General features: G+C 62.0%; 23 protein-coding genes. 18 read left to right on the forward strand and 5 right to left on the reverse strand.

Annotated elements, in window-relative coordinates:
* The first annotated feature begins 25 nt into the window (after positions 1-25).
* The 3 genes from AC1DYF_RS21800 to AC1DYF_RS21810 all read left to right on the forward strand — a co-directional run bounded on the left by AC1DYF_RS21800 (position 26) and on the right by AC1DYF_RS21810 (position 2,971).
* Entirely contained in the window at positions 26-1,231 is a 1,206-nt protein-coding gene (locus AC1DYF_RS21800; protein ID WP_477878862.1) for an MFS transporter, read from the forward strand.
* A gap of 72 nt (positions 1,232-1,303) precedes the next feature.
* Positions 1,304-1,783, forward strand: a complete 480-nt coding sequence (locus tag AC1DYF_RS21805; RefSeq protein WP_477878863.1) for a DUF302 domain-containing protein — start codon at positions 1,304-1,306, stop codon at positions 1,781-1,783.
* Between the two features lie 378 nt (positions 1,784-2,161).
* On the forward strand, positions 2,162-2,971 hold the full coding sequence (locus AC1DYF_RS21810) for a class I SAM-dependent methyltransferase (protein ID WP_477878864.1): 810 nt from the start codon (positions 2,162-2,164) through the stop codon (positions 2,969-2,971).
* Between the two features lie 48 nt (positions 2,972-3,019).
* Here the strand turns inward: AC1DYF_RS21810 and AC1DYF_RS21815 are convergent, their stop codons facing one another.
* The gene (locus AC1DYF_RS21815; RefSeq protein WP_477878865.1) at positions 3,020-3,172 is read right to left on the reverse strand and encodes a hypothetical protein; all 153 of its coding nucleotides are present in this window, start codon (positions 3,170-3,172) and stop codon (positions 3,020-3,022) included.
* Between the two features lie 113 nt (positions 3,173-3,285).
* On the opposite strand from AC1DYF_RS21815, the gene AC1DYF_RS21820 reads away from it, so the two are divergent.
* From AC1DYF_RS21820 to AC1DYF_RS21845, 6 genes are read left to right on the forward strand one after another with little or no spacing between them, the layout of a single operon-like run.
* Complete coding sequence (locus AC1DYF_RS21820; RefSeq protein ID WP_477878866.1) at positions 3,286-4,227, forward strand: 3-oxoacyl-ACP synthase III family protein; 942 nt, start codon at positions 3,286-3,288, stop codon at positions 4,225-4,227.
* A gap of 2 nt (positions 4,228-4,229) precedes the next feature.
* Positions 4,230-5,216 (forward strand): NAD-dependent epimerase/dehydratase family protein, encoded by a 987-nt coding sequence (locus AC1DYF_RS21825; RefSeq protein ID WP_477878867.1) that lies wholly within the window; start codon positions 4,230-4,232, stop codon positions 5,214-5,216.
* Positions 5,210-6,034, forward strand: coding sequence for an MBL fold metallo-hydrolase (locus tag AC1DYF_RS21830; RefSeq protein WP_477878868.1), 825 nt, complete (start codon positions 5,210-5,212; stop codon positions 6,032-6,034). The genes AC1DYF_RS21825 and AC1DYF_RS21830 overlap by 7 nt, the downstream gene beginning before the upstream one ends.
* Positions 6,031-7,302 carry a CoF synthetase gene (locus AC1DYF_RS21835; RefSeq protein WP_477878869.1) on the forward strand — a complete coding sequence of 424 codons (1,272 nt, stop codon included), beginning with the start codon at positions 6,031-6,033 and terminating at the stop codon, positions 7,300-7,302. The genes AC1DYF_RS21830 and AC1DYF_RS21835 overlap by 4 nt, the downstream gene beginning before the upstream one ends.
* Entirely contained in the window at positions 7,299-8,435 is a 1,137-nt protein-coding gene (locus AC1DYF_RS21840; protein ID WP_477878870.1) for a GNAT family N-acetyltransferase, read from the forward strand. Before AC1DYF_RS21835 ends, AC1DYF_RS21840 begins: the two co-directional genes overlap by 4 nt.
* On the forward strand, positions 8,432-9,421 hold the full coding sequence (locus tag AC1DYF_RS21845) for a Rieske 2Fe-2S domain-containing protein (protein WP_477878871.1): 990 nt from the start codon (positions 8,432-8,434) through the stop codon (positions 9,419-9,421). The genes AC1DYF_RS21840 and AC1DYF_RS21845 overlap by 4 nt, the downstream gene beginning before the upstream one ends.
* Here AC1DYF_RS21845 and AC1DYF_RS21850 read toward each other — a convergent pair.
* Both AC1DYF_RS21850 and AC1DYF_RS21855 read right to left on the reverse strand, forming a co-directional pair.
* Entirely contained in the window at positions 9,406-10,575 is a 1,170-nt protein-coding gene (locus AC1DYF_RS21850; RefSeq protein WP_477878872.1) for an ATP-grasp domain-containing protein, read from the reverse strand. The genes AC1DYF_RS21845 and AC1DYF_RS21850 overlap by 16 nt on opposite strands.
* 28 nt (positions 10,576-10,603) lie before the next feature.
* Complete coding sequence (locus tag AC1DYF_RS21855; protein WP_477878873.1) at positions 10,604-10,975, reverse strand: DUF4260 domain-containing protein; 372 nt, start codon at positions 10,973-10,975, stop codon at positions 10,604-10,606.
* 371 nt (positions 10,976-11,346) lie between these two features.
* Between AC1DYF_RS21855 and AC1DYF_RS21860 the strand changes: the two genes are divergently transcribed.
* From AC1DYF_RS21860 to AC1DYF_RS21890, 7 genes are read left to right on the forward strand one after another with little or no spacing between them, the layout of a single operon-like run.
* Positions 11,347-12,915, forward strand: coding sequence for an ABC transporter substrate-binding protein (locus AC1DYF_RS21860; protein ID WP_477878945.1), 1,569 nt, complete (start codon positions 11,347-11,349; stop codon positions 12,913-12,915).
* Positions 12,916-12,937: 22 nt separating this feature from the next.
* Positions 12,938-13,921, forward strand: coding sequence for an ABC transporter permease (locus AC1DYF_RS21865; RefSeq protein ID WP_477878874.1), 984 nt, complete (start codon positions 12,938-12,940; stop codon positions 13,919-13,921).
* The gene (locus AC1DYF_RS21870) at positions 13,918-14,820 is read left to right on the forward strand and encodes an ABC transporter permease (protein ID WP_477878875.1); all 903 of its coding nucleotides are present in this window, start codon (positions 13,918-13,920) and stop codon (positions 14,818-14,820) included. The genes AC1DYF_RS21865 and AC1DYF_RS21870 overlap by 4 nt, the downstream gene beginning before the upstream one ends.
* Positions 14,817-15,632 (forward strand): ABC transporter ATP-binding protein, encoded by an 816-nt coding sequence (locus tag AC1DYF_RS21875; protein ID WP_477878876.1) that lies wholly within the window; start codon positions 14,817-14,819, stop codon positions 15,630-15,632. The genes AC1DYF_RS21870 and AC1DYF_RS21875 overlap by 4 nt, the downstream gene beginning before the upstream one ends.
* On the forward strand, positions 15,629-16,561 hold the full coding sequence (locus AC1DYF_RS21880; RefSeq protein WP_477878877.1) for an ABC transporter ATP-binding protein: 933 nt from the start codon (positions 15,629-15,631) through the stop codon (positions 16,559-16,561). The genes AC1DYF_RS21875 and AC1DYF_RS21880 overlap by 4 nt, the downstream gene beginning before the upstream one ends.
* Positions 16,562-16,572: 11 nt before the next feature.
* Positions 16,573-17,043 carry a GNAT family N-acetyltransferase gene (locus AC1DYF_RS21885; protein WP_477878878.1) on the forward strand — a complete coding sequence of 157 codons (471 nt, stop codon included), beginning with the start codon at positions 16,573-16,575 and terminating at the stop codon, positions 17,041-17,043.
* A 25-nt stretch (positions 17,044-17,068) separates the two neighbouring features.
* Complete coding sequence (locus AC1DYF_RS21890) at positions 17,069-19,084, forward strand: beta-N-acetylhexosaminidase (RefSeq protein WP_477878879.1); 2,016 nt, start codon at positions 17,069-17,071, stop codon at positions 19,082-19,084.
* A gap of 60 nt (positions 19,085-19,144) precedes the next feature.
* On the opposite strand, the gene AC1DYF_RS21895 is transcribed toward AC1DYF_RS21890, so the two are convergent.
* Positions 19,145-20,341: an ROK family transcriptional regulator gene (locus AC1DYF_RS21895; protein ID WP_477878880.1), complete on the reverse strand. Its 1,197-nt coding sequence runs from the start codon at positions 20,339-20,341 to the stop codon at positions 19,145-19,147.
* 192 nt (positions 20,342-20,533) lie between these two features.
* Positions 20,534-21,022, reverse strand: coding sequence for an excisionase family DNA-binding protein (locus AC1DYF_RS21900; RefSeq protein ID WP_477878881.1), 489 nt, complete (start codon positions 21,020-21,022; stop codon positions 20,534-20,536).
* 77 nt (positions 21,023-21,099) lie between these two features.
* Between AC1DYF_RS21900 and AC1DYF_RS21905 the strand changes: the two genes are divergently transcribed.
* Positions 21,100-21,642, forward strand: coding sequence for a VapC50 family PIN domain-containing toxin (locus tag AC1DYF_RS21905; protein ID WP_477878882.1), 543 nt, complete (start codon positions 21,100-21,102; stop codon positions 21,640-21,642).
* Positions 21,643-21,783: 141 nt separating this feature from the next.
* Positions 21,784-22,770 (forward strand): BMP family protein, encoded by a 987-nt coding sequence (locus AC1DYF_RS21910; RefSeq protein WP_477878883.1) that lies wholly within the window; start codon positions 21,784-21,786, stop codon positions 22,768-22,770.
* Positions 22,771-22,782 lie beyond the last annotated feature (12 nt).

Below are 22,782 nucleotides of genomic sequence, written 5' to 3' on the forward strand. Positions count from 1 at the left end.
CGCGGCGTGCAACGGAGAACCGGATATGACCGATATCGAACAGAATCTCGATGCGCCCATGCGAACGGGAAAGACGGCCGTGGCTGACAGCTGGCGCTTTGGCCTGATCGCGCTGATTGCCTTCCTGACCCTTGTCGATCTGTTCGCCGCGCAGGCGGTACTGCCGTCGCTGGTGCAAAAGTTCGGGGTCAGCCGCGCCACAATGGGCTTTGCCGTCAATGCCAGCACATTCGGCATGGCTGTCGCCGGCCTGCTCGTCGCCTTCTTCGGCAGCAATCTCGATCGGCGCAACGGCATCTGGATCAGCCTGGCTATCCTCTCCGTTCCGACCACGCTCCTCGCATTCACCGACAACATCGCCGTCTTCGCGATGCTGAGGGTGTTGCAGGGACTTTGCATGTCGACCGCCTTTACCCTGACGGCCGCCTACCTGTCCGAGACCTTTTCGGCCAAGCAAGCCACGGGCGCACTGGCCGCCTATGTCACCGGCAACGTCGCCAGCAATCTCTTCGGCCGCATCCTGTCGGCCGCCGTCGCCGGTTTCGGCGGCCTGTCGGTGAACTTCCTGATGTTTGCCGCACTCAATCTTCTCGGCGCCGCACTCGTCTGGTTCACGCTCAGGAGCGCTACGAAAATGATGCGGGTGAATGACCGCGGTAGCCTGACCATGAGCATCTGGCGCGTGCATCTCGCCGACCCCGACCTGCGCCGCGTCTTTGCCATCGGCTTCCTGATCCTGTTCGTGTTCATCGGAACCTACACCTATGTGAATTTTCGCCTGGTCACGCTCGGCGTAGCGCCGATGGCACTCGGCCTCGTCTATCTCGTCTTCCTGCCGTCCATCCTAACCACGCCCTTCGCCGGCAGGCTTGCAGCCCGCATCGGCTCGACAGCGGGGATCGTGCTGACGCTGGCGATGGCGGTGATCGGGCTGCTCGCACTCATCAGCACCAGCCTGCCGGTCATCCTCGGCGGATTGGCGCTGGTGGCAGTCGGCACCTTCCTGGCGCAGGCCATGGCGACCGGCATTGTCGGCCGGCGCGCGATGAGCGACAGGGCCGGCGCCAGTGGCATCTACCTCGCTTCTTATTATAGCGGAGGCCTCATCGGCAGCCTGGTCCTGGGACAGGTCTATGACCGCCTCGGCTGGAATGCCTGTGTCTTCGTCCTGGTCGCCGCACTCGGCACCGCGATGCTGCTCGGCCGCTCGCTGGGCGCTGCCAGCCGCTAACCGCCGATACGTCACGATGCAAGCTGCGACACATCTTCCATGCAGCCCCACCCCAACCAAGGAGACAATGACATGCAAGGACTGATCAAAATGTGCGTCACAGCCATGCTGCTGACGGGAACCATCGCCATGACGCCGATCGCACCGGCCCAGGCCGGCACCAGCGACGGCGTCGTCATCCTCGACAGCCACTATTCCGTCGATGAGACGGTGCGCAAGATCAAGGCCAACGTCACGGCAAAGGGCATCAGGCTGTTCGACGATATCGACCAGGCCGCACTCGGCAATGCCGCCGGCAACAAAGTGCTGCCGTCGCGGCTGATTCTGTTCGGCAATCCTGCCCTCGGCACGACATTCATCACCGCCAACCCGACCGCCGGCCTCGACTGGCCTGTCCGGGTTCTCGTCTATCAGGCCAAGGATGGCGCGGTTCACGTCGCCTATACCGATTTCAGCTGGATCGCCCGCCGCCACGGCATCACCAACCGCGTGAAGGAGTTCAACATGGCGACCGACGTGATCCAAGCGGTCACCGCTCCCGTGACCCGGTGACCGCCAAACGGCGCTTCGGCTCTACATCGATGGGCGCGCTAAACGTGCCCACGCCTACGGCATCGAGTAGACGCTGATCTCGCTGCTGATGCCGCGCAATGCGGCACTGCGCTGCATCGGCGGCGATCCTGCTCAAAGGCCTTGGTATTGAGGCTATTTGATAGGCGGCGACACCAGTCTTGTTGAACCCAATCAATTCAATGCCCGATGATCTATTTCGAAACCGGCTGCTCGATCCGAAGATTTGCAAAACTGCATAGTGTAAAAATGCTGGGGATAATCTTGCTGGCACTTGAGGACAAGAGTATGTTCGCATTGGGATAGTGCAGCAGTGCGAAGGCAGCAGGATGTGCCTGCGGAAATCCATTGGGGGCAAACATGGCCCTGCCCAGCTATGCAATGAATCAAGCAAGCTTCCCGGAGATGTACGAGCAGTGGCTCGTAGGTCCTCTTTTCCAGCCGTGGGCGAACCTGACCCTCGATGAACTTCATCTGTCTCCAGGCGATCGTATTCTCGACATCGCCTGCGGAACAGGAATCGTGGCACGCCTTGCCAGGAAGCGGCTCGGGAGAGCCAACCATATCGTCGGCATCGATTTAAGCTCTGATATGCTTGCAGTCGCACGTGCCGCTGCACCGGACATTGACTGGCGCGAGGGAAATGTCGGTGCCCTGCCCCTCCACGACGGCGAGCAGTTCGATGTCGTCACCTGCCAGCAGGGCTTGCAGTTCTTTCCCGACAAAGCTGCGGCGGCAACGCAGATGCGGCGGGCGCTGGCGGATGGCGGTAGATTGGCAGTAAGCACCTGGTGCTCTGACGATGATATCCCCTTTTTTCGCAAACTGCGCGAGGTCGCGGAGCGCCGCCTGGGTCCGGTCGCCGATCTGCGGCACAGCTTCGGCAACGCAGCGTCACTTGAGGAGCTACTCCGGTTCGCTGGCTTCCACGACGTCCGGTCACGGGTGATGTCACGTACCATGAATTTCGAGGACGGCGCGCCCCTGCTACGATTGAACACGATGGCGCTGGTCGGGATGAGCGCCCGTGGCAAGGCAATGGGCGATCAGGAGCGCAAGCGCATCGTCGAGGACATCGTGAGCGAAAGTGGACCCGCGCTGCAATCCTTTGCTGAGGGATCGGGAATAGCGTTCGAGCTCAGCACCAATTTTGCAACCGCCAGAGCCTGACATGCCCCAGCACGTCAACGATCGCAGCGGGTGGCGCCGCCGGTGCGGCTATCGGCCACGAATGATACGATAGACAGCAGCATTGCCTTCGACGCCCCTGAGCGGCGCCTCGAACTCGACGACGCCGGCTTGCTCGTCGGCAGAGAGAATGTCGTCGCCTGCGATGAACGAAATCCTGGTTCTCCGGCGGGGCTTGCTCAATCACGATCACAAGTTAATCATAGGCGGAGTATATCCATCGCCGCGGAACCGGAGGCACGACGATTATTCCTGTACGGATAGCTGGCACAGGCCATGCGCTGCCTGAGACCCTGGTGCTGTCGACGGAACTCGACCGCCGGCTTGGCCTCGAGCCGGGCTATCTGGAAAAAGCGACGGGCGTGCGGAGCCGCCATATCTGCGGGCAAGAAGGCCAGATCGGACTCGCAGTCGCCGCATCACGGCGCGCGATGGAAGAGGCTGAGCTCGGCGCCGGCGACATTGATCTGGTGCTCGGGGCTTGCGGCATTCCCTATCAAACTCTGCCGACGACCGCCCCGCTGGTCATGCGTGAGCTCGGCATTGCCGATGGTGCCGCGGCGGCCCATGATGTCAATTCCACCTGTCTCAGTTTCCTGACGGCGTTCGAGCTCGCCGCGACCAAGATCGCCACCGGCCTTTGTCGGGCGGCACTGGTGTTTTCCTCCGAGATCGCCTCGCGGGCGCTGCCATGGCAGGAGCAGCCGGATATTGCTGCACTGTTCGGCGATGGCGCGGCAGCAGCCGTGCTGGTCGCCTCGCCGGACGGCCGGTCCGGCATCCGCGCCAGCCGCCTTGAGAGCTATCCCACGGCCTATGACGCCTGCGAGATCGGCGCCGGCGGCACACGTTTCGATTTTCACCGCCAGCCGGAGGATTTTGCCCGCCACGCCGTGTTTCGCATGGATGGCAAGGAACTGTTTCGCATCGCGCACCGGCATTTCCCACCCTTCGTCGAGAAAGTCCTCGCCGCTGCCGGATGGTCGCGCAACGATGTCGATCTCGTCGTGCCCCATCAGGCAAGCCCGCTGGCGCTCGAACACATGGTGCAGCATACCGGCATGCAGGAGAGCCGCGTGGTCAGCATTGCAGCTCGACTCGGAAACCAGATCGCCGCCTCCATTCCCACGGCGCTCGATATCGCCCGGCGCGACGGCCGGATCAGACCCGGCATGCGCCTGCTGTTGCTGGGGACCTCGGCCGGTGTTTCCTTCGGCGGCATGGCGATCGAGGTCTGATCGTGGCGCGTGTGCTTGTCACCGGGGCGACGGGATATCTGGGTGGTGCGCTCATACATCATCTCATGCAGCGTGGCTTCGATACGGTGGCAGCGGGCCGTGACGGCGAACGCTGCCGCCGCTTATCGGAGGCCGGCTTCGCAACCGTCTGCCTCGACCTTTCCCGCCGCCCGGATCCTGCGCAGGTGCGGCAGATCGGCGGCGTGGATGCGGTGGTGCATTGCGCCGCACTCTCAGCGCCCTTCGGGCGGCTTGCCGCCTTCCGCACCGCCAATGTCGACGGCACGAAGAATGCGCTCGATCTGGCGGAAACGCTTCGCGCGCGCCGCTTCGTCAACATTTCCTCTCCAACGGTCTATTTCGAGCTGCGCGACAAGACCGGGGTCACCGAGACCGAGCCGCTGCCGCCGCCCGTCAATGCCTATGCCAGGACAAAAGCGGAAGCCGAACGGCTGGTTCTTGCCCGGCGCGAACTCGGGCCGGTCAGTCTGCGCCCGCGCGGCATCTATGGCGCCGGCGAGAAGACACTGTTGCCGCGTCTCGTCGCTGCGGCCAGCCGGAGACCACTCCCCCTCCTGCGTGGCGGCGTGGCCGCCATTGATCTCACCCATGTCAGCGATGTGGTGGCGGCAATAGAAGCCGCGCTCGTTCCCGAGCCGGCGCTGGAGGGCGAGACCTTCAATATTTCCGGCGGCGAGGTGATCGCTGTGAAGGAGATCGTCGAGCGTGTCTGCACCGCCCTCTCCATGCCGGTGCGCTGGCAGAAAGTGCCGTTCTGGCCAGCGCTCATGGTTACTCGGCTGATGGAAGTTGCCAGCCTTGCCCTCCCCTTCTCCCGGGAGCCGCTGGTGACGCCCTATACGCTCGGGCTTTTCGCCTTCCGCCAAAGCCTCGATATCACCAAAGCCCGGAAAATGCTGCACTGGCAACCGGCGATTTCATTCGCGAAAGGCCTGGAAAAGACACTCGGCGGGGGCGACGCGTGGTGAACCCGGTCTTTGCCAACAGCGCCATCGTCGACACACCGGAATGGCTGGTCCTGAAGGGCGGCCGCCGGCAGAAGATCCGGCTCAAAGTCCGCTACGGCATTTTCCGCCATCCCGATGCCGGGCTGATGCTGATCGACACGGGCTATGGCCCACGCGTCAAGCACGAACCGCGCAGCATGGCTCTCAGGATCTATAGCAGCCTGCTAGGCGCCGAATTGCTGGACCGGGGGCAGCCGAAAGCCGCGCTCGGCCGCCTTGGCGCTCGACCGGAAGACGTCCGCGCCGTCATCGTCACCCATTTCCATGCCGACCATGTCGCATGTCTCGATCTCTTTCCGCAGGCGAAAATTTTCGCCAGGCGGGGCATCTTCGACCGCATCCAGGCCGGCGGAGGATGGCGGAACCTCGGCCACGGCATATTTCCCGAACTGCTGCCAGCCGATCTTTTCACGCGGATCATCGATGTCGGCACGTTTCCCCGGCAAGAGGCACCACTGGGTCTCGGCGTGGGTTATGATCTCCTGGGCGATGGCAGCATGCTCGCCGTGGATCTCCCCGGTCATGCGGAGGGGCATTTCGGCATCTGCTTCGCCAATTTGCCGGTTCCGCTTCTTTACGCGGTGGATGTGCAATGGCTGCTGGACGCCCTTCCGGTATCTCGAACGCCTGGGTTTCCGTCGAGCCTGATCGCCGACAACCGACATGATCTGGCCGAGAGCACCCGCCGCGTTCAAGCGTTCCGGGACAGGGGTGGCGACGTGCTGTTGTGCCACGATCCGGCCGACAGTCCCCATGATCTCCTGGAGACGCCTGCATGACGGGTCGCATCGAGATCGCCGCAGCCTTTGTCGACACGCTTTGGAACGGACGCCCCGGGCGGAGCCGTGCCGATTTCGAGCGCTGGCAGAAACGCCGCCTGCAACAGTGGCTGGAGCACGACCTGCCCGCCGTCGATTTCTACCGCGATGCGCCGCGGAGGATCGAGGACTTGCCGGTGATCGACAAGGCCGTGGTGATGACGAATTTCCACGCTTTCAATCAGGGCCGGATCACGGCCGAACAAGGCTGGCGCGCTTTTGAGACCACCGGAAGGCTCGACACTGTCGATATCGGCGCAAGCACGGGAACCAGCGGCAACCGGGCGCTCTATGCGATCACCGCCGCCGAACGGCATCGCTGGCTGGGCACGATCCTTGCCAAGACCGTGCCGCGTTTTCTCGTCCAGCCGGAACGCGTGGCCGTCATCCTGCCGCAGAGTTCCGCCCTTTATGACACTACCGGCCAGACACGCCGGCTGCAGGTGCGCTTCTTCGACCTCCGCCAGGGGATCGAGGCCTGGAGCGACGCGCTGGCGGCGTTCACGCCCACCACGGTTGTAGCCCCGCCCAGAGTGTTGCGTCATCTGGCAGAGAGTGCCGTGCCTATCGCGCCGCGGCGGCTGTATGCCGGGGCGGAGACGCTGGACCCAGTCGATCGCCAAGTGATCGAAGCACATTTCCGCCTGATGCTCGGCCAGATCTATATGGCGACCGAGGGCCTGTTCGCCGTCTCCTGCGCGCATAGCCGCCTGCATCTGGCCGAGGACGCCAATGTCTTCGAATTCGAACCAGTGGGTGATGGGCTGGTGGCCCCGCTGGTGACCGGCTTCCGCCGGAAATTCCAGATCATGGCGCGTTATCGCATGAACGATCTCTTGCGGCTGGCGGAGGCACCTTGCTCCTGCGGCTCGCCGCTCAGGGTCGTGGACGAGGTTGTCGGGCGGATGGACGATGTCTTTGTCTTTGACCAGCCGAATGGCGCCCCGGTGCTCGTCACCCCCGATGTGATGCGCAATGCGGTGCTGGATGCGGCGCGCGACATCATGGATTTCCGCATCCTGCGGGAAAGCCCGACAAAAATTGCTCTGGTTCTCGAGCCGAACCTGCCGGTTGCAAGCGCCGAGGCCGCGCGGGCGGCGCTCGCCGCACTCTTCAAGCGACGCGGCCTCTCTCCCGCCATGGAGGTCCGCCGCGAGACGATGGGCTTCGAGCCGGGCCGCAAGCTGAGGCGGGTCGAATGCCGGCTGCGGGACGAGGCCCGGCCATGACGCAGCCCCTTCCGCCATTGGGCCAGATCGGTCAGGTGCTGAACGCACCGGAAACGGTTGCGCGCTTCGTCACGCTGTTCAACGACTTTCCCGTTCCTGACCTGGTCGCCAATCTCGTGACCGAGATCAGCTCGATCGAGGTCGGAGGACGGCATTTTCCGCTTTCGGTGAACAGCCGCACGGATGCGCCAAACTGCTATATCTGCCGCCCCAGCAGCGCCTATATTGACTATGCGATCGACGAAACTCGCAATTTCGCCGCCGCGCCGCTGTTGCGGCGGGCCGTTCGGGCACTGATCCGCGCCTGTGCGCCGCTGCTGTCGCTAAGCGGGCTCGACCATCAGGTCCAGGTCAACAACTGGCTGCTTTCCACCAATCCCGTGCCCGACTTGGACGCGTCGACGGCGCGCGCAATCATCGACAGACTCCGCCATCACTATCCCGATCGGGCAATCGTGTTGCGTTCGCTCAACAGCAGGGCCGACGGCCGGTCGATCGAGAGCCTCAAAGCAGCAGGGTTTCGCATGCTGGCGGCGCGCCGGATCTATATCTTCTCGGGCCTCGACGCCTGCATACGTAGGACCGGCGACATGAAGAGCGACCAGGCGCTGATCCGCCGGACGCACTATCGTTTCGCCCCGGGCGACAGTTTCACCGAAACAGATTATGAGCGTTCGGCCGCACTCTACAAAATGCTCTATCTCGACAAATATACCCCGCTCAACCCGCAATATTCCGCCGCCTATATCCGCGAAATGCATAAGCGGAACCTGATCGAGCTGATCGGCTACCGCGATGCGGACGACCGCCTCGCCGCGGTTTCGGGCTTCTTTGAAAACGGGTTGACATTGACCCAGCCGCTGGTCGGCTATGACACCAGCCTGCCCATGCGCGACGGTCTCTATCGGCTGGTCATGGCCGAGGGGCAGAGGATCGCCATCGAGCGCAGGCTGTTCTTCAACATGAGCGCCGGCGCCGGCCAGTTCAAGCGCCTGCGCGGCGCCGAACCGGTGATCGAACATAGCGCTGTCTACGTCGATCACCTGCCTCGGCGGCAACGTCTGGCGGTGCGGCTGATGGAGAGCCTGTTGACCCGCATCGGCATTCCACTTCTGGAGGCATTTGATCTATGACCGACCTGGCCGAAAGCTGGCATGCCGTCGCCTTTGCCTCGGATATAGCGCGCAAGCCGAAGCGGATTCTGTTCTTCGGTCAACCGATCGTGTTGTTTCGCGCCGGGTCGCAGGTGGCTGCGCTGCACGACCGTTGTCCGCACCGGCTCGTCGAATTGTCGAAGGGCAAGGTGGTCGACGGCGAGATCGAGTGTCCCTATCACGGCTGGCGCTTCAACGCAGCCGGAACCTGCACGGCCATTCCAGGCCTGACCGATGCTGTGCCGAGCTATCACGTGCCGAGGCTGAAAACGTTCGAGAAGGATGGCGTGTTGTTCGTCTCGAAGGGCGAGTCGGACCACCCGCCCTATCTGCATTGCGCCGAAGGGCAAAACATCTTGATCCGGCTGGTGCGCAGCAGCACCGAGACGAAACTGGTCGATGCCGCTGAGAACATTCTCGACGCCACCCATACGCATTTCACCCACAAAGGCTTGCTGCGCGGGCTCTCAAGCAAGCGCCAGCTCGTGCGCGTCGATATGACCGGCGGTCCCGGCTGGGTCGAGGCGTCCTATACCGGCGAGGAGCGGCAGCATGGCTTGATCAGCCGCCTGCTGGAAGGCGAACGCGTCAAGACCATTGGCCGCTTCCGCTATCCCGGCATTGCCGAGCTCGAATATTGGGGTTCGGGCGGCTTGGTTCTGGCCACGACCTTCCACCTGCGGCAGGCGACCGACAGTCATGTCGAGGGCATCGGCTGCCTGATCGGTCCACGCAATAGCGTTTTCGACCATCTCAAATCCTATGCCTTCCGGCCGCTGTTCTGGGTCGCGCTGCAACAGGACCGGCGCGTGCTGAAATCGGCGAGCGACAATGCGGCGCTGTCGCCATCGGCAAGGCCTGTCGTCGGCCCGCTCGATTTCCTGCGCCGGGATATCGAGGCAATCATGGCCGGCGCCCTTCCCTCCGCCGCCGAGACGCCGCGCACCGCCTATATCGAACTCTGATCCGGCCCATCCCATTCGATGTCGCGGGTGGACGCCTGTTGCAAGGTGATCCGGTGGCGAAGAGCGAGTGCCGTGATTTCGGCGAGCGCCCGCCATTGCGCATGCCTGGGCGCCGTATCGCCTGGCCAATCCAGCAATTCGTCCGCGGCCTTCAGATCTCCTCGGAAACGGCCGAGAGCGCCGGTACGAATGGCGGCCGGAAGGCCATAGGCCCACATGGCGAGCCGCACGGTCTGCGGCCGTGTTACATCCCGCTCGACTGCGTCCCCATCCGTCAACGCCGCCACAAAACGTGCGGGGTCGTGGAAGAAATGCAATCCGCTCGTCGCACGCGGATTGCATTCAAGCGGCAGGACCGATCCATCCGGCAGGCGCATCAGATCGAAGGAGATCTGCCCTGACCATCCCGTTCCGGAAACGAAGCCGCTGATAAAATCGATTGCTCGTGCATCAACGACCGGCTCGAAGCAGATGCCGGCACCCGCGCCCGCCCGCCAGAGCGAGCGATAAAGCGACGCCGCGACCAGCTTGCCGCCGCGGGCCGCGGCATAGGCGCTGATCTCCTCGCCGGCGAGAAAATCCTGCGCCACCCACAGCATCCGCCGGCTGGGCGAAATGGCTTTCAATTTTTCCGGCGTCGGCCTGATCAGCACATGGCTGGCGAAACGCGACCAGACCGGCTTGAACACCAGCCGCGACGCATCCGCCTCGACCGCGCGAAGATCGTACCGGCTTTCGAGCAAGATCGTGTGCGGCGCGTCGAGACCCAGCTTCAGGCACAGCCGGTTGAACGCATATTTGTTGTGGACCTCGGTCAGCAAATCCATACTCGGCGCAAAAAGCTGCGGCTGGAGCCCCCGATCCCGCCACACCGCCGCAAGATAGAAAATTTCCTCGCATGTGGGCACAACCAGTGCCGGATTTTCCCGCGCGACCAGCGTCTCGATCGCGTCGCCGTAACGCTCCGGCTCAACGCGCGGCGGCGGCAGGCGAACATAGGAGGTGCAGGCCCGGCTCGCCGCCGACAGCGGGAAAGCCGGCGTATCGGCGAGAATGACACGCCAGCCGGCGCCGTCGAAGAGGCGTGCGAGGTGCAGGGCGACCGGGGCTCTGGCGCCGGTGATGAGTACGGTTCGGGTGCGTGCTCTTTGCATCAATCGACCGGTTTGCGTTTCAGCCTGTTCAACGCTGCTGCCCGATCCGACCGAGATGCGTGACGTTGAAGCTTTCCGGCGACTTCAGGCCATAGCCGAGCAGGCGATCGAATCCGGAATGCGCCAGCCAGAGAGCGCCAAGCGCTGCAACAAGCGGGCTCGGCAGGACGAGGCCAATCGCCAGCAAGGCCGCGCCGAAAGCATAGATATGGACCGCATTGTAGCAAAAGGCGCCCGCTCTCGGTCCAAGTAGATAGCCGAAGAAGCTGAGATCCGGCGCCAGGAAAATGGGAAGCACAGCCCACCATGGCATGACCTCTCGCCAGTGCCAGAACAGCGCGACGCCGATCACAAAGATGATCAGCCCTTCGACACGCTGCCACAAGACGGCTTCAATCATGACCTGCTCCCGATCTGGTGCCTGGGCGAAGGGACTGCAGGGTCCCCGTCCCGTTTCACCGCATGGCGGGAGATTTGCTGAAGATTTCCGCGGTTGCAACAGGCAAGCGAGGCCGGAAATCAAGGAACCTGTGTATCGCAAATTTTTTTCTCTCCCCCGGATTGACCTCCGACGAAAATCATTGTTTGATTAAATCAAATTGATTGACTAAATCAAATCAAACGCAAAGGGGAATGAAAATGGCTTTCAAAACAGCAGCTTATGGAAGAATGTCGCGCCGCGCCCTGCTTCTGCTCTCCACCAGCCTGGCAATCGCCCCTCTGTCTCAGGGTGTGTTCGCCGGCACGGCGAAAGCGGAAGCCGTACTGGCGATGCATATCGAGGAACAGACGAGCTGGGTGCGGAATTTCAACCCGTTCGATCTCGCCGGCCGGCGCCAGAGCACCATGGATTTCATCTATGAGCCGCTGGTGATCTTCAACGCCGATGACGGCGGCAAGCCGATCTGGCGGCTGGCGACCGGTTTCAAGTTCGCCGACGACCTGAAGTCGATAACCTATACCCTGCGCGACGGCGTCAAATGGTCCGACGGCAAGCCCTTCTCGTCTGCGGACGTGAAATACACGATCGACCTGATGCTCAAGAATCCTGCCGTCGACATCATCGGCGCCTCCGACACGATCGCATCGGTCGAGGCACCCTCGCCGACCGAGGTCAAGATCAACCTGAAAGACGTCGATACCCAGTTCCCCGAGTCGATTGCCGATCTCCCGGTGGTGCCGGAACATATCTGGAAGGACATCAAGGACCCGGTGGCGTTCAAGAACGAAAACCCCGTCGGCTCCGGACCGATGACCGAAATCCGCCGCTTCACCCCGCAAGTCTACGAACAGTGCCGAAATCCCAATTACTGGGATGCCAACGACCTGCATATCGATTGCCTGAAGCTGCCGCAGATCTCCGGCAACGACCAGATGCTGGCACTCCTGCCGGAAGGCACGATGGACTGGATCGGTTCCTTCCTGCCGCAGATCGACAAGACCTATGTCGGGCTCGACCCGGCGCATAACGGCTATTGGCAGCCGCCGGCCGAAACCGTTGCTTTCCAGATGAACCTGAAGAGCAAGAATGATGCCGACGCCAAGGCCTTCAACGACATCAACTTCCGCCACGCCTTCAGCCTGGCCATGGACCGCACTGCGATGGTCGATGTTGCCGGTTTCGGCTATCCGGTCGTCAACCTTCATGCGAGCGGCCTGCCGCCGCGCTTCGAAGCCTGGCGCAACAAGGCAGCCGAAGGCGACAAGGACCAATGGATGGGCTATGACGTCGACAAGGCCAACAAGATCCTCGACGATGCCGGCTATAAGAAGGGCGCGGACGGTTTCCGCACCACGCCGGACGGCCAGGCGATCGCTTTCACCATCATCATTCCGAACGGCTGGACGGACTGGATCGATATGGCCCAGATCGCCACCGAGGGTCTTCGTGCGTCTGGCTTGAATGTTTCCGTCGGCACGCCGGAATATGAACAGTGGCAGAAGCAGCTGGTCGACGGCAGTTTCGATGTCGCCCTGCAATCGCGCCCCGATGGGTCGACGCCGTTCCGCGGTTATTACCAGACCATGTCGTCGACATTTGCCGGACGCGTGCCGACCGCGCCGTCGCGCTATTCCAATCCGAAACTCGACGCCGTGTTCAAGGCGTTCCGCCAGGCGAAGACGGACGAGGAGCGCAAGAAACTTTTCAATGAGATCCAGGTGATCGTCGCCGACGATTTTCCGATGGTGCCGGTCTTCAACGGCCCGACCTGGTATCAGTATTCGAGCAAACGCTTTACCGGCTGGGTCACCAAGGACGATCCGGTAATGAACCCGGAAAACCATGACAACAACCGCATGCGCCTGATACATCTGCTGCGTCTGAAGCCTGTCCAATAAACACGGCTGAAGGAAGCAGAGGATGCATATTTCCTCCCGGCGCCTCGGCGTCTACGCAGTTGCATTGATCTTTGCGATCGTGATGAATTTCACACTTCCCCGGCTGATGCCGGGGACGCCTGTGGATGCGATGATCGCCCAGCTCGGGCCGCGGGCGACACCCGCCGCGATCGAAGCGATCAAGGCCAGGTTCGGTGCCGTCAACGAGCCGATCTACCTGCAATTCATCGACTACCTCAAGGGTCTGGCGACGCTCGATCTCGGCGTCTCGGTGAAATATTACCCCGAGACCGTTGTCGAGGTTCTGGGCCGTTCGACCGTGTGGACGATGTTCCTGGTGGTCACGGCGATCCTGTTCTCGCTGTTGGTCGGGGTGACGCTCGGCGCTGTTTCCGCCTGGCGGCGCGGCGGACGGTTCGACAGTTTCGTCTCGCCGTTCTCGGTTGTGATGATCGCCATTCCGCCTGTCATCGTCGCGCTCAGCACACTCTTCCTCTTCGGCGTGTCGCTGCGCTGGTTCCCGGTCGGCTATGCCTATGATCCGAATCTCGATCCGGGTTTCAATTTCACCTTCTTCGGTAGTGTCTTCTACCACGGGATCATGCCGGTGCTGACGCTGTCGCCCTATCTCATCGGCGAGTTCCAGACGACGATGCGCTCGTCGATGATCTCGGTGCTCGGCGAGGACTATGTCACCATGGGCCGGGCCAAGGGCCTGAAACCTGCAACTGTCATGTTCGGCTATGGCGCGCGCAATGCCATGCTGCCGGTGCTGACCAATCTGGCGCTGATGCTCGGCGCCGTGTTCGGCGGCTCGATCGTCACCGAAATCGTCTTCAACTATCCCGGTCTCGGCCTGACGCTGTTCACTGCCAGCGTCGCGCGCGACTATCCGGTCATCCAGGGACAATTGCTGCTGATGACTTTGGCAACACTCGGCGCCAACCTTTTGGTCGACATCATCTATGGTATTGTCGATCCGCGATTGCGGGAGAGCGGCGCATGAAGGCCCTGTTCAAGCTTGTTATCCAGCAGAAGAAGGCGCTGGCCGGGCTGATCATCATCGCCATGCTCTGCCTGACGGCCATCGCAGCACCGGTCATTGCACCCGGCAATCCGAGCGCGCGCGTCGGCCGCTCGCATCAGCCACCGACGGTCGAACATCTGTTCGGCACCACGAAAATGGGCCGCGACGTCTATACCCAGTTCGTCTGGGGCGCCCGCAGCTCGATTTCGATTGGGTTTGCCACGGGCATTGCCATCACAGTGCTCGGCACGATCATCGGGCTGACTGCCGGCTATGTCGGCGGCCGCACCGATGCGCTTCTCGATCTCGCCACCAATGCCGTGCTGGTCATACCCAATATACCGCTGCTCATAATGCTCGCTTCCTTTGCCGGCACGGTCGGGCCCTATCTGATCATGACGATCATCACGCTGACCTCATGGCCCTGGGGCGCACGCATGACGCGCTCGCAGACACTTGCCTTGCGCCATCGGGATTTCGTCACCGCAGCCCGCATGATCGGCGAACCCAGTTGGCGGATCATCTTCGTCGAACTGCTGCCGAACCTGCTGCCGCTGATCGGCATCAACCTCGTCGGCAGCATCATCTATGCGATCGTGGCGCAGACAACGCTCGAATATCTCGGTTTCGGCGACCCATTGCAGGTGAGTTGGGGCACGATGCTCTACAATGCCCAGAACTCGTCGGCGATCATCCTCGGCGCCTGGTGGGACATCGGCGCGCCGGCGATGGGCATCGCGCTGATCGGGCTCGGGCTGGCGCTGGTCAATTTCACCTTCGACGAGATCGCCAATCCGCAACTGCGCTCCGGCCCGGCATTGAGCCGGTGGCTGCGCCTCAACCGCACGCGCCATCGCAGCCTGGAGGCCGGCCAATGAGTGACGACCTCCTGCAAATCCGCAACCTCGACGTCGACTACCTGCTCGACAAGGGCGAATTCCGCGCGGTCAAGAACGTGTCGTTCAATATCGGCCGCGGCGAGCTCTTCGGCCTCGCCGGCGAATCCGGCTGCGGCAAAAGCACGATCGCTTATGCAATCACCCGGCTCTCCAAGCCGCCGGCCTGGATTGCCGGCGGCGAGATCATCCTCGACGGCCAGAACCTGTTGAGACTCCCTGAACGCGAGATGCAGAAAATCCGCTGGAAGCGCGTCGGCATGGTGTTCCAAAGCGCCATGAATTCGCTCAATCCGCTAATGCGGGTGGAGGCGCAGTTCCACGACGTGCTCAGCCAGCATACCGGCTGCTCGAAGAGCCAGTCGCGCCAACAGGCGGAAGCCATGTTCAAGCTGGTCGGCATTCCGCAAAGCCGCCTCTCCGACTATCCGCACCAGTTCAGCGGCGGCATGCGGCAACGCATCGTCATGGCAATCTGCTTGGCGCTCCGGCCCGAACTGATCATCATGGACGAACCGACCACAGCTCTCGACGTAGTCGTGCAGCGCGAAATCCTCGAACAGGTTCTCGATCTGCAGCGCACTTACGGCTTTTCGGTGCTGTTCATCACCCATGACCTGCACCTCATGGCGCAGCTCTGCCACCGGATCGGAGTCATGCTGAAGGGCGAACTGGTCGAGGTCGGCGATGTCCGACAGGTCAGCCAGGCGCCTGTACATGACTATACCCGCAAGCTCTGGAACGCCATTCCGCAACTGCCGGGCCGCAGCCAGCGAACGGAGGAGACCGCATGAACGTCAATCCTCACATCTCCCTCGCTTCCGTCGAGCCCGTCATCCAGCTCGAAGGTATCGAGCGCCGCTTCGGCCCGATCCAGGCACTGCGCGGCATCACGCTATCGCTCAATCCCGGCCGAGGACTGGCCCTGGTCGGTGAATCCGGCTGCGGCAAGACCACCTGCGCAAGGATCATCGCCCGCATGGACCAGCCGAGCGCCGGCAAACTCAGCTTCCGTGGCCGGGATTTCACCGCGATCGGCGCGGCCGCCGACGAGCGAACCTATCGCCGTAATGTACAGATGGTGTTCCAGGACCCGTTCTCGTCGCTCAATCCGGTGTTCTCGGTCGAGCATCACCTGTCGCGGCCGATCGTGCTGCACCGGCATACGGTGGGAAAGACGGCGATATCGAAGGCAGTGACGGAACTGCTTGATCATGTCGGGCTCGATGCGGATATCACCCGGTCGAAATTTCCGCACGAACTCTCCGGCGGCCAGCGGCAGCGCGTCAACATTGCCCGGGCGCTCGCCGTGCAGCCGAGCGTGCTGGTTGCCGACGAGCCGACATCAATGCTCGATGTGTCGATCCGCATGGGCGTGCTGGAACTTCTCGCCCGCATCAAGCGCGAAAAGAACCTGGCGCTGCTCTATATCACCCACGACATTGCCACGGCCGCACATGTCTCCGAGGAGATCGTGGTGATGTTTTCCGGCCAGATGGTCGAATGGGGCGACACGAATGCGGTGATCGGCAATGCCCGCCATCCCTACACACAGCTGCTGCTCTCCGCCGTGCCCGACGGCAGCCAGCCCTTCGTGACCGGCGGCAGCGCCCGTTTCCTCGAACAGGCGGAGCGGATTCGCAAACTGAGCGGCCCGACTTCGTCCGTGGTCGAGCAAGTTGGTGCAAACCATTTCGTCCGCTCCGTCGCGGCACCCAATTGAAGGATCAGACAGTGGATTATCTTGTCAACCTGACGCCGCTCAGTCCCGACGAGGCGCTTGCCACCCGGATGAAAGATGCCGGTGTGACGATAAGGCGCGCGCTTGCCCCGGAAGCCAAACTCATCACCGATTGGGTCGCCGCCAATTTCGGCAATGGCTGGGCCAGCGAAACCGCCGTGGCGCTCAGCCGGCTGCCGCCGACCTGCATGATCGCGACCCGCGACCAGAGACTTGTGGGTTTTGCCTGTCACGAATCCATCGCCCGCGGCTTCTTCGGACCAACCGGCGTCGATGAAGGGGCGCGAGGGCTCGGCATCGGCCATGCCCTGTTGCTCGCCTCGCTGCTCGACCTGAAATCCATGGGCTATGCCTATGCCATCATCGGCGATGTCGGTCCCTCGGCCTTCTATGAGAAGACGGTGGGCGCCATGCCGATCCCCAATTCCGCCCCCGGCATCTATGCCGGAATGCTCAAAGTCTAAGCTCCCACTGACAAAGAGAACATCCATGTCGATCATGCCCCAACCTGCCCTGCAGCTGGAGACCTCGTGGCGCCCCGCCTCGGAGAAAGCCACACAGGCCTATATCCTCAGCCTCAAAAATCTCTCCGCCAAACCGATTGCCAATTTCAAACTCTGCGTCAGCGGGCCGGCGCGCGTCGATCCCTCCGTCGAGATCGAAGGTGGCGCGATCGGCCGGCGCCTTTCCAACTTTACCGAATTCCTGCCGCCGGACAATTTCGAACTGGCCCCGGGCGACACCTGGACGATTGCGGTGCATGCGCTGAGCTGGCCCTTCCGCCACTGGACGGACGGCGCCACAAGCGCCTATGTCGCCCTGAGCGACGGCAGCGCCATCCCGATTTTCATTGCACCGACAAAGCTCGTCGGCGGCAATGCTGCGCTGAAACGCGGTGCCGAAATTTATCCCGTGCCGCATGCTCCACCGGTGGCAGTGTCGATCGTTCCGTGGCCCAGCAAGGTCGCTATCTCCGGTCGGCGCTCGCCACCGGCTGGCCTCGCCCTCAGTGCGAATGGTCCGCAGGCTGAGGCTGCGACGGATGCTTTTGCCGCACTGGTCGAGCAGCTTTTCGCGGTCGAAGGCATTGTCCGTCCCGTGGCAGAGGGTGGGCTGCCGGTCACGTTATCCATTGCCGAAGGCTTTGCGGACGAGGCGTATCACATCACATTTTCCGCAGACGCAGCTTCTGTCACCGCTGGCACGCAAACCGGCCTGCTCTATGGCCTCATCACCCTGGGCCAGATGCTGCGCGGGGCGCGGCTGCATCCGCAAGCCTTCATCTTCCCGGCCGAGGGCGAAATCCATGATGAGCCGGCCCTGGGCTGGCGCGGCCTGCATCTCGATGTGGCGCGGCAATTCTACGCCGCATCCGAGATCAAGCGATTGATCGCCATCCTGGCATGGAACAAGCTCAACCGCTTCCACTGGCACCTGTCGGATGACGAGGCTTGGCGGGTGGAGATCGACGCCTATCCGGCGCTGACCGAGATCGGCGCCTGGCGCGGACACGGACTGCAGATCCCGTCGCTTCTGGGATCGGGCGCGGCCCGCAGCGGTGGTTACTATACCAAGGCGGTCATCCGCGAGATCGTTACCGAGGCGAAAACGCTGGGTGTCGAGATCGTGCCGGAGATCGATGTCCCCGGTCATTGCTTTGCCATGCTGGAAGCCATTCCCGAGCTGCGCGATCCGGCGGAGAAAGGCAGCTACTATTCGGTTCAGGGTTTTCCAGACAATTGCCTCAATCCGGCGCGGGAAAAGACCTTTGAAGTGCTGGAAACCATTTTCCGCGAGCTGATCGAACTCTTCCCGTTCAAGACCATCCATGTCGGTGCCGACGAAGTGCCCCTTGGCGCGTGGTCCGGATCCCCGGAAGCGCTGGCGCTGCTGCGCCAGATCAGCGGCGATGCCATGGCCGATGCCCATGCCAAGCGGCTCAATGTCGTCACCAATACCCACGGTGCCGACGACATCAACGGTTCCGGCACAGCCGTTCTGCAGGCGCTGTTCCTCAAACGCCTCCAGACCTTCCTTGCTGAACAGGGCTGCATCACCGGTGGCTGGGAAGAGGCAGCACACGGCGATGTCATCGACAAGGAAAAGAGCTATCTCTGCGGCTGGCGCAGCGTCGAAATTTCGGCCGCACTTGCCGGAGAGGGCTATGACATGGTCGTCTGCCCCGGCCAGGTCTACTATCTCGACATGGCCAACAGCCCGGACTGGGACGAGCCCGGCGCCAGCTGGGCGGGATGGTCCGACCCGGAAAAACTCTACACCTTCGATCCGGTCGCCGGCTGGAGCGAGGCGCAAAAGAAGAAGCTCCGCGGCATCCAGGCCTGTATCTGGTCCGAACCGATGACGGATCGCGCTGTTTTCGACCGGCTGGTTTTCCCACGCCTGTCGGCGCTGGCGGAAAGCGCCTGGACGAGGCCGGAGAGGAAATCCTGGGAGCGCTTCAAAGCCGTCGCCGGGCTGATGCCGATCCTCTACGGCTATTCGTGACGCATGTCTCCCGAAAGTGGCCACCGGTTTCGGGACAAAGACATGCGCAAGAACAAAAAGTCAGCCGACCTTCTTCTGCAAGACGTCGAATTGCGGATTGGTCTCTGAAAACACCGGCAGGGCCGCGGCACCAAGGATCGCCGTATCCCTGCCGGTCGACGCGATGACGACGCGCGGGATGCTACGCTTCATTTCGGGATCGACCGGTGCGTAGAGCGGCTCCAACCGCGCGGCCAACCGCTTGAGCAGCGATGGCGGCATGGAGCCGCCGAGCACCACGGTCTGCGGATCGAATGCCAGTTCGAGGAAATCCACGGTCTGGCGCATCGGTTCGATCGCCGCATCCAGCCAGGCTTCGGTCGTCTCTCTACCCCCCTCGATGAGAGCCTCAAGTTCTTCGGCGCTGTGCTGCTCGGGATCCTTGATCCCAAGATGTTCGTAGGCAGACCCGAGCGAGATATAGCGGTCAAGGCAGCCGCGCTTGCCGCAAATGCAAGGACGACCATTCGGCACCACGATCATGTGGCCGATCTCGCCCGCATTGTTGCGGCTTCCCCTGTAGAGATGGCCGTCGAGAAACATGCCGGCGCCAATACCGCCGCCAAGAAACAGATAGACGAAGCTTTCGAGCCCTCGCGCCAGGCCATAGAGCCGCTCGCCGATGGCTGCAGCGGTCGCATCGTTCTCGACAAGGACCGGCACGCCGATGCGGCGGCGCAATTCAGGCGCCACCTCGAAATGTTGCCAACCGGGAAGTGCGAGCGGCGTCAGCGATGTGACACCTTCGGATGCATAGCGGCCCGGCATGGCAATGCCCGCGCCGAGAAGCCGGCTGCGGGCGAACCGAACGCTTCCCAGCAGTTCCTCGGTGATCTCGGCGAGCAAAGGAATGGCTTCAGCCGGCGGCAAACGGTCGATCTGCCGCTTGATCCGCGCCCGGACGACGCCGGAAAGGTCGGTCAGCACGCCCATGGCATGTTCGCGCTCAAGCTCCAGCCCAATCGAATAGGCGCCGTTCGGATTGATAGAATAGGGCGTGATCGGTTGCCCGCGCGTGGCTTTCTCCGGCTTGCCGGCCTTCAAGAGTTCCGAACCTTCCAGTTCCTCGACGATATTCGACACCGTCTGGTTGGTCAGCGCCGTCAGGCGCGCGATCGCAGCGCGCGACAGCGGACCATTCGTCCGGATCGCTTCGATCACGACACGCCGATTATGGGACTTCGCCTGTTCGAGATTGGTGCCCGAAATTGTCTTCATGCGATCGATTTCACAATGGATGAACACGACAATTCGTGCGCTTTCCCCTTATTGCATAAGGGCTTAATCAGCGATAGACGGCGGGTGGATTTCCCTTGGGCGCTGCTGCGGTTCTCCCGCATGGATGCCATTGTAGCTGACCTTGAGACCCGTCGCGGATATCCTATGCCACGGTCCTTTTTCAGCTCGGCACTATTTAGTTCCGAGTTCATATCCGCCGATATCTTCGCTCAGCGAAGTCAACCGATCCAAGACTGACGCCCGCCTGGCGTCTCGGTGAGCCTTGAATACCGCAACATCCGTTGCTCTCAAACGCCGGTGGCTACCAACTTTTTCCGCCGGGATTTCACCTGTGTCGATCAATCGGACGAGATACTGCCTAGACATGTTGAGAATATCCGCCGCAGCCTGTGTCGACAACATCTCCTCATCAGGCAGCACCGTCACGGTGCACCCTTCCGCGAGAAGCGCAGCCGCCTGATACATGGCATCCACCAATGCGTGCGGCACGTCCATGCGCTCCCCATTCGCATCGATGATCTGGATCATCCCCTGCGGCTTTTTCGAATTTGCCAGCAACAGTGATGCAACACGGGCGGCAGCCGATCTCTCCGGTGCCGGAACGGCGTTCAAGGTTTTGGTGAAGTTTTCGTCTGACGATGTGCGATGTGATACGGCCATGCGGGCAATATGATGCATAAACGCTATAAACGCAACCGATCTGTTCTTTCCCAGTCGGAAAACTCACATGAGTACTCATGCTGGTCGCCGTTCTTGACGCTAACGTCCTGTTTCCGATGCTGCTGCGCGATACGCTGCTGCGTGTAGCAGCGGCCGGTTGTTTCAGAGTTCATTGGTCGGCTCGTATTCTTGACGAAATGACCCGCAATCTGGTCAGAGACTACGGCATGGAACCATCCAGGGCGGAAGCCTTGCGCAACGTCATGGAAGAGGCATTTCCTGACGCGAATGCGGAAGGATGGGAAGAGATAGAGCCGACAATGCGAAATGATCCGAAGGACCGACATGTCGTTGCGGCAGCAGTTGCCGTCGACGCTACGGTCATTGTGACATCGAACATCCGCGATTTCGGCAGCCTTCCTGAGGGCATTGTTGCTTTGACCCCTGACGAATTTCTCACAGGAATCTTCATGAGAGATCCGGCGGCAGTTTTGAAGGCACTTGCTGTGCAGGCGGCATCCTATCGTCGTCCAACGTTGACGACGACCGAACTGCTCGAAAGATTGGCGCTTACGTCACCTGGTTTCGCAGAGCGGGCACGCAACGCTCTTGGCGACTGATGCCCCGGCTGCTCTTCCGCGCTGGCGCTCGCCGACATTTCCCCCCGTAAAGGCTCCGCTACAGGCACTCCCATCGCTTGACAGCCCTTTGGTCACTGCTATGTTTTTTGAACCAAATGGTAAAAAATGGGGAGCAAGACAATGACCAAAGACATTCTGATCTCTCGCCGTACCGTTGTTGCCTCGGGCATCGCATTGGGTCTCAGCGGTCTGGCACCCCTGGCTCGCGCGGCAGCGCCGATGAAGGTTGCCGGCATTCATGCCTCGCCGGTGGAAAATGCCTGGAATTCCTGTCTGCACAAGGCCTTGCAGGATGCCGCCAAGGAAGGCGTGATCGAATATGTGTTCTCGGAAGGCGTTTCCGGCACCGATTATCCGCGCGCCATGCGCGAATATGCCGAGCAGGGCAACAAGCTGATCATTGGCGAAGCCTATGCGGTCGAGAAGGAAGCGCGCCAGGTGGCGGTCGATTATCCCGACACCGCCTTCGTGCTGGGGTCGAGCGGCGATCAGGCTGGCAGTAATTTCGGCGTCTTCGGTACCTGGAACCATGACGGCGCCTATCTCGCCGGCATGCTGGCGGGCAAGATGACCAAGTCGAATGTCGTCGGCTCCGTCGGCGCCATGCCGATCCCCGAAGTTAACATGCTGATCAATGCCTTTGCCGAGGGCGTCAAGGCCGTCAATCCCAATGCCAAGCATCTCGTCGCCTTCATCGGCACCTTCTTTGATCCGCCGAAGGCGCGCGAAGCCGGGCTGGCGCAGATCGATGCCGGCGCCGATATCCTGTTCGGCGAACGCATCGGCACAGCAGACGCCGCCAAGGAGCGCAAGATCAAGGCGGTCGGCTCGCTGATCGACTATACGCCGCGCTATCCCGACACCGTGTTTGCCAATGCGCTCTGGGGCTTCCGGCCGATCCTCAACGCGGCCATCGCCGACGTCGCCGCCGGCAAGCCGGTTGGCAAGAACTACACCGCCTTCGGCCTGATGAAGGAAGGCGGCAGCGATATCGTTTATGTCAAGGGCGTGGCGCCGGCCGATGCCGAAGCGGCGATGGAAAAGGTCCGCGCCGACATCAAGTCGGGCAAATTCGAAGTGCCGCGCAACGCGGAACAGCCGAAGTAATCCGGCACGATC

Source organism: Rhizobium sp. P2_G9, assembly GCF_056403475.1.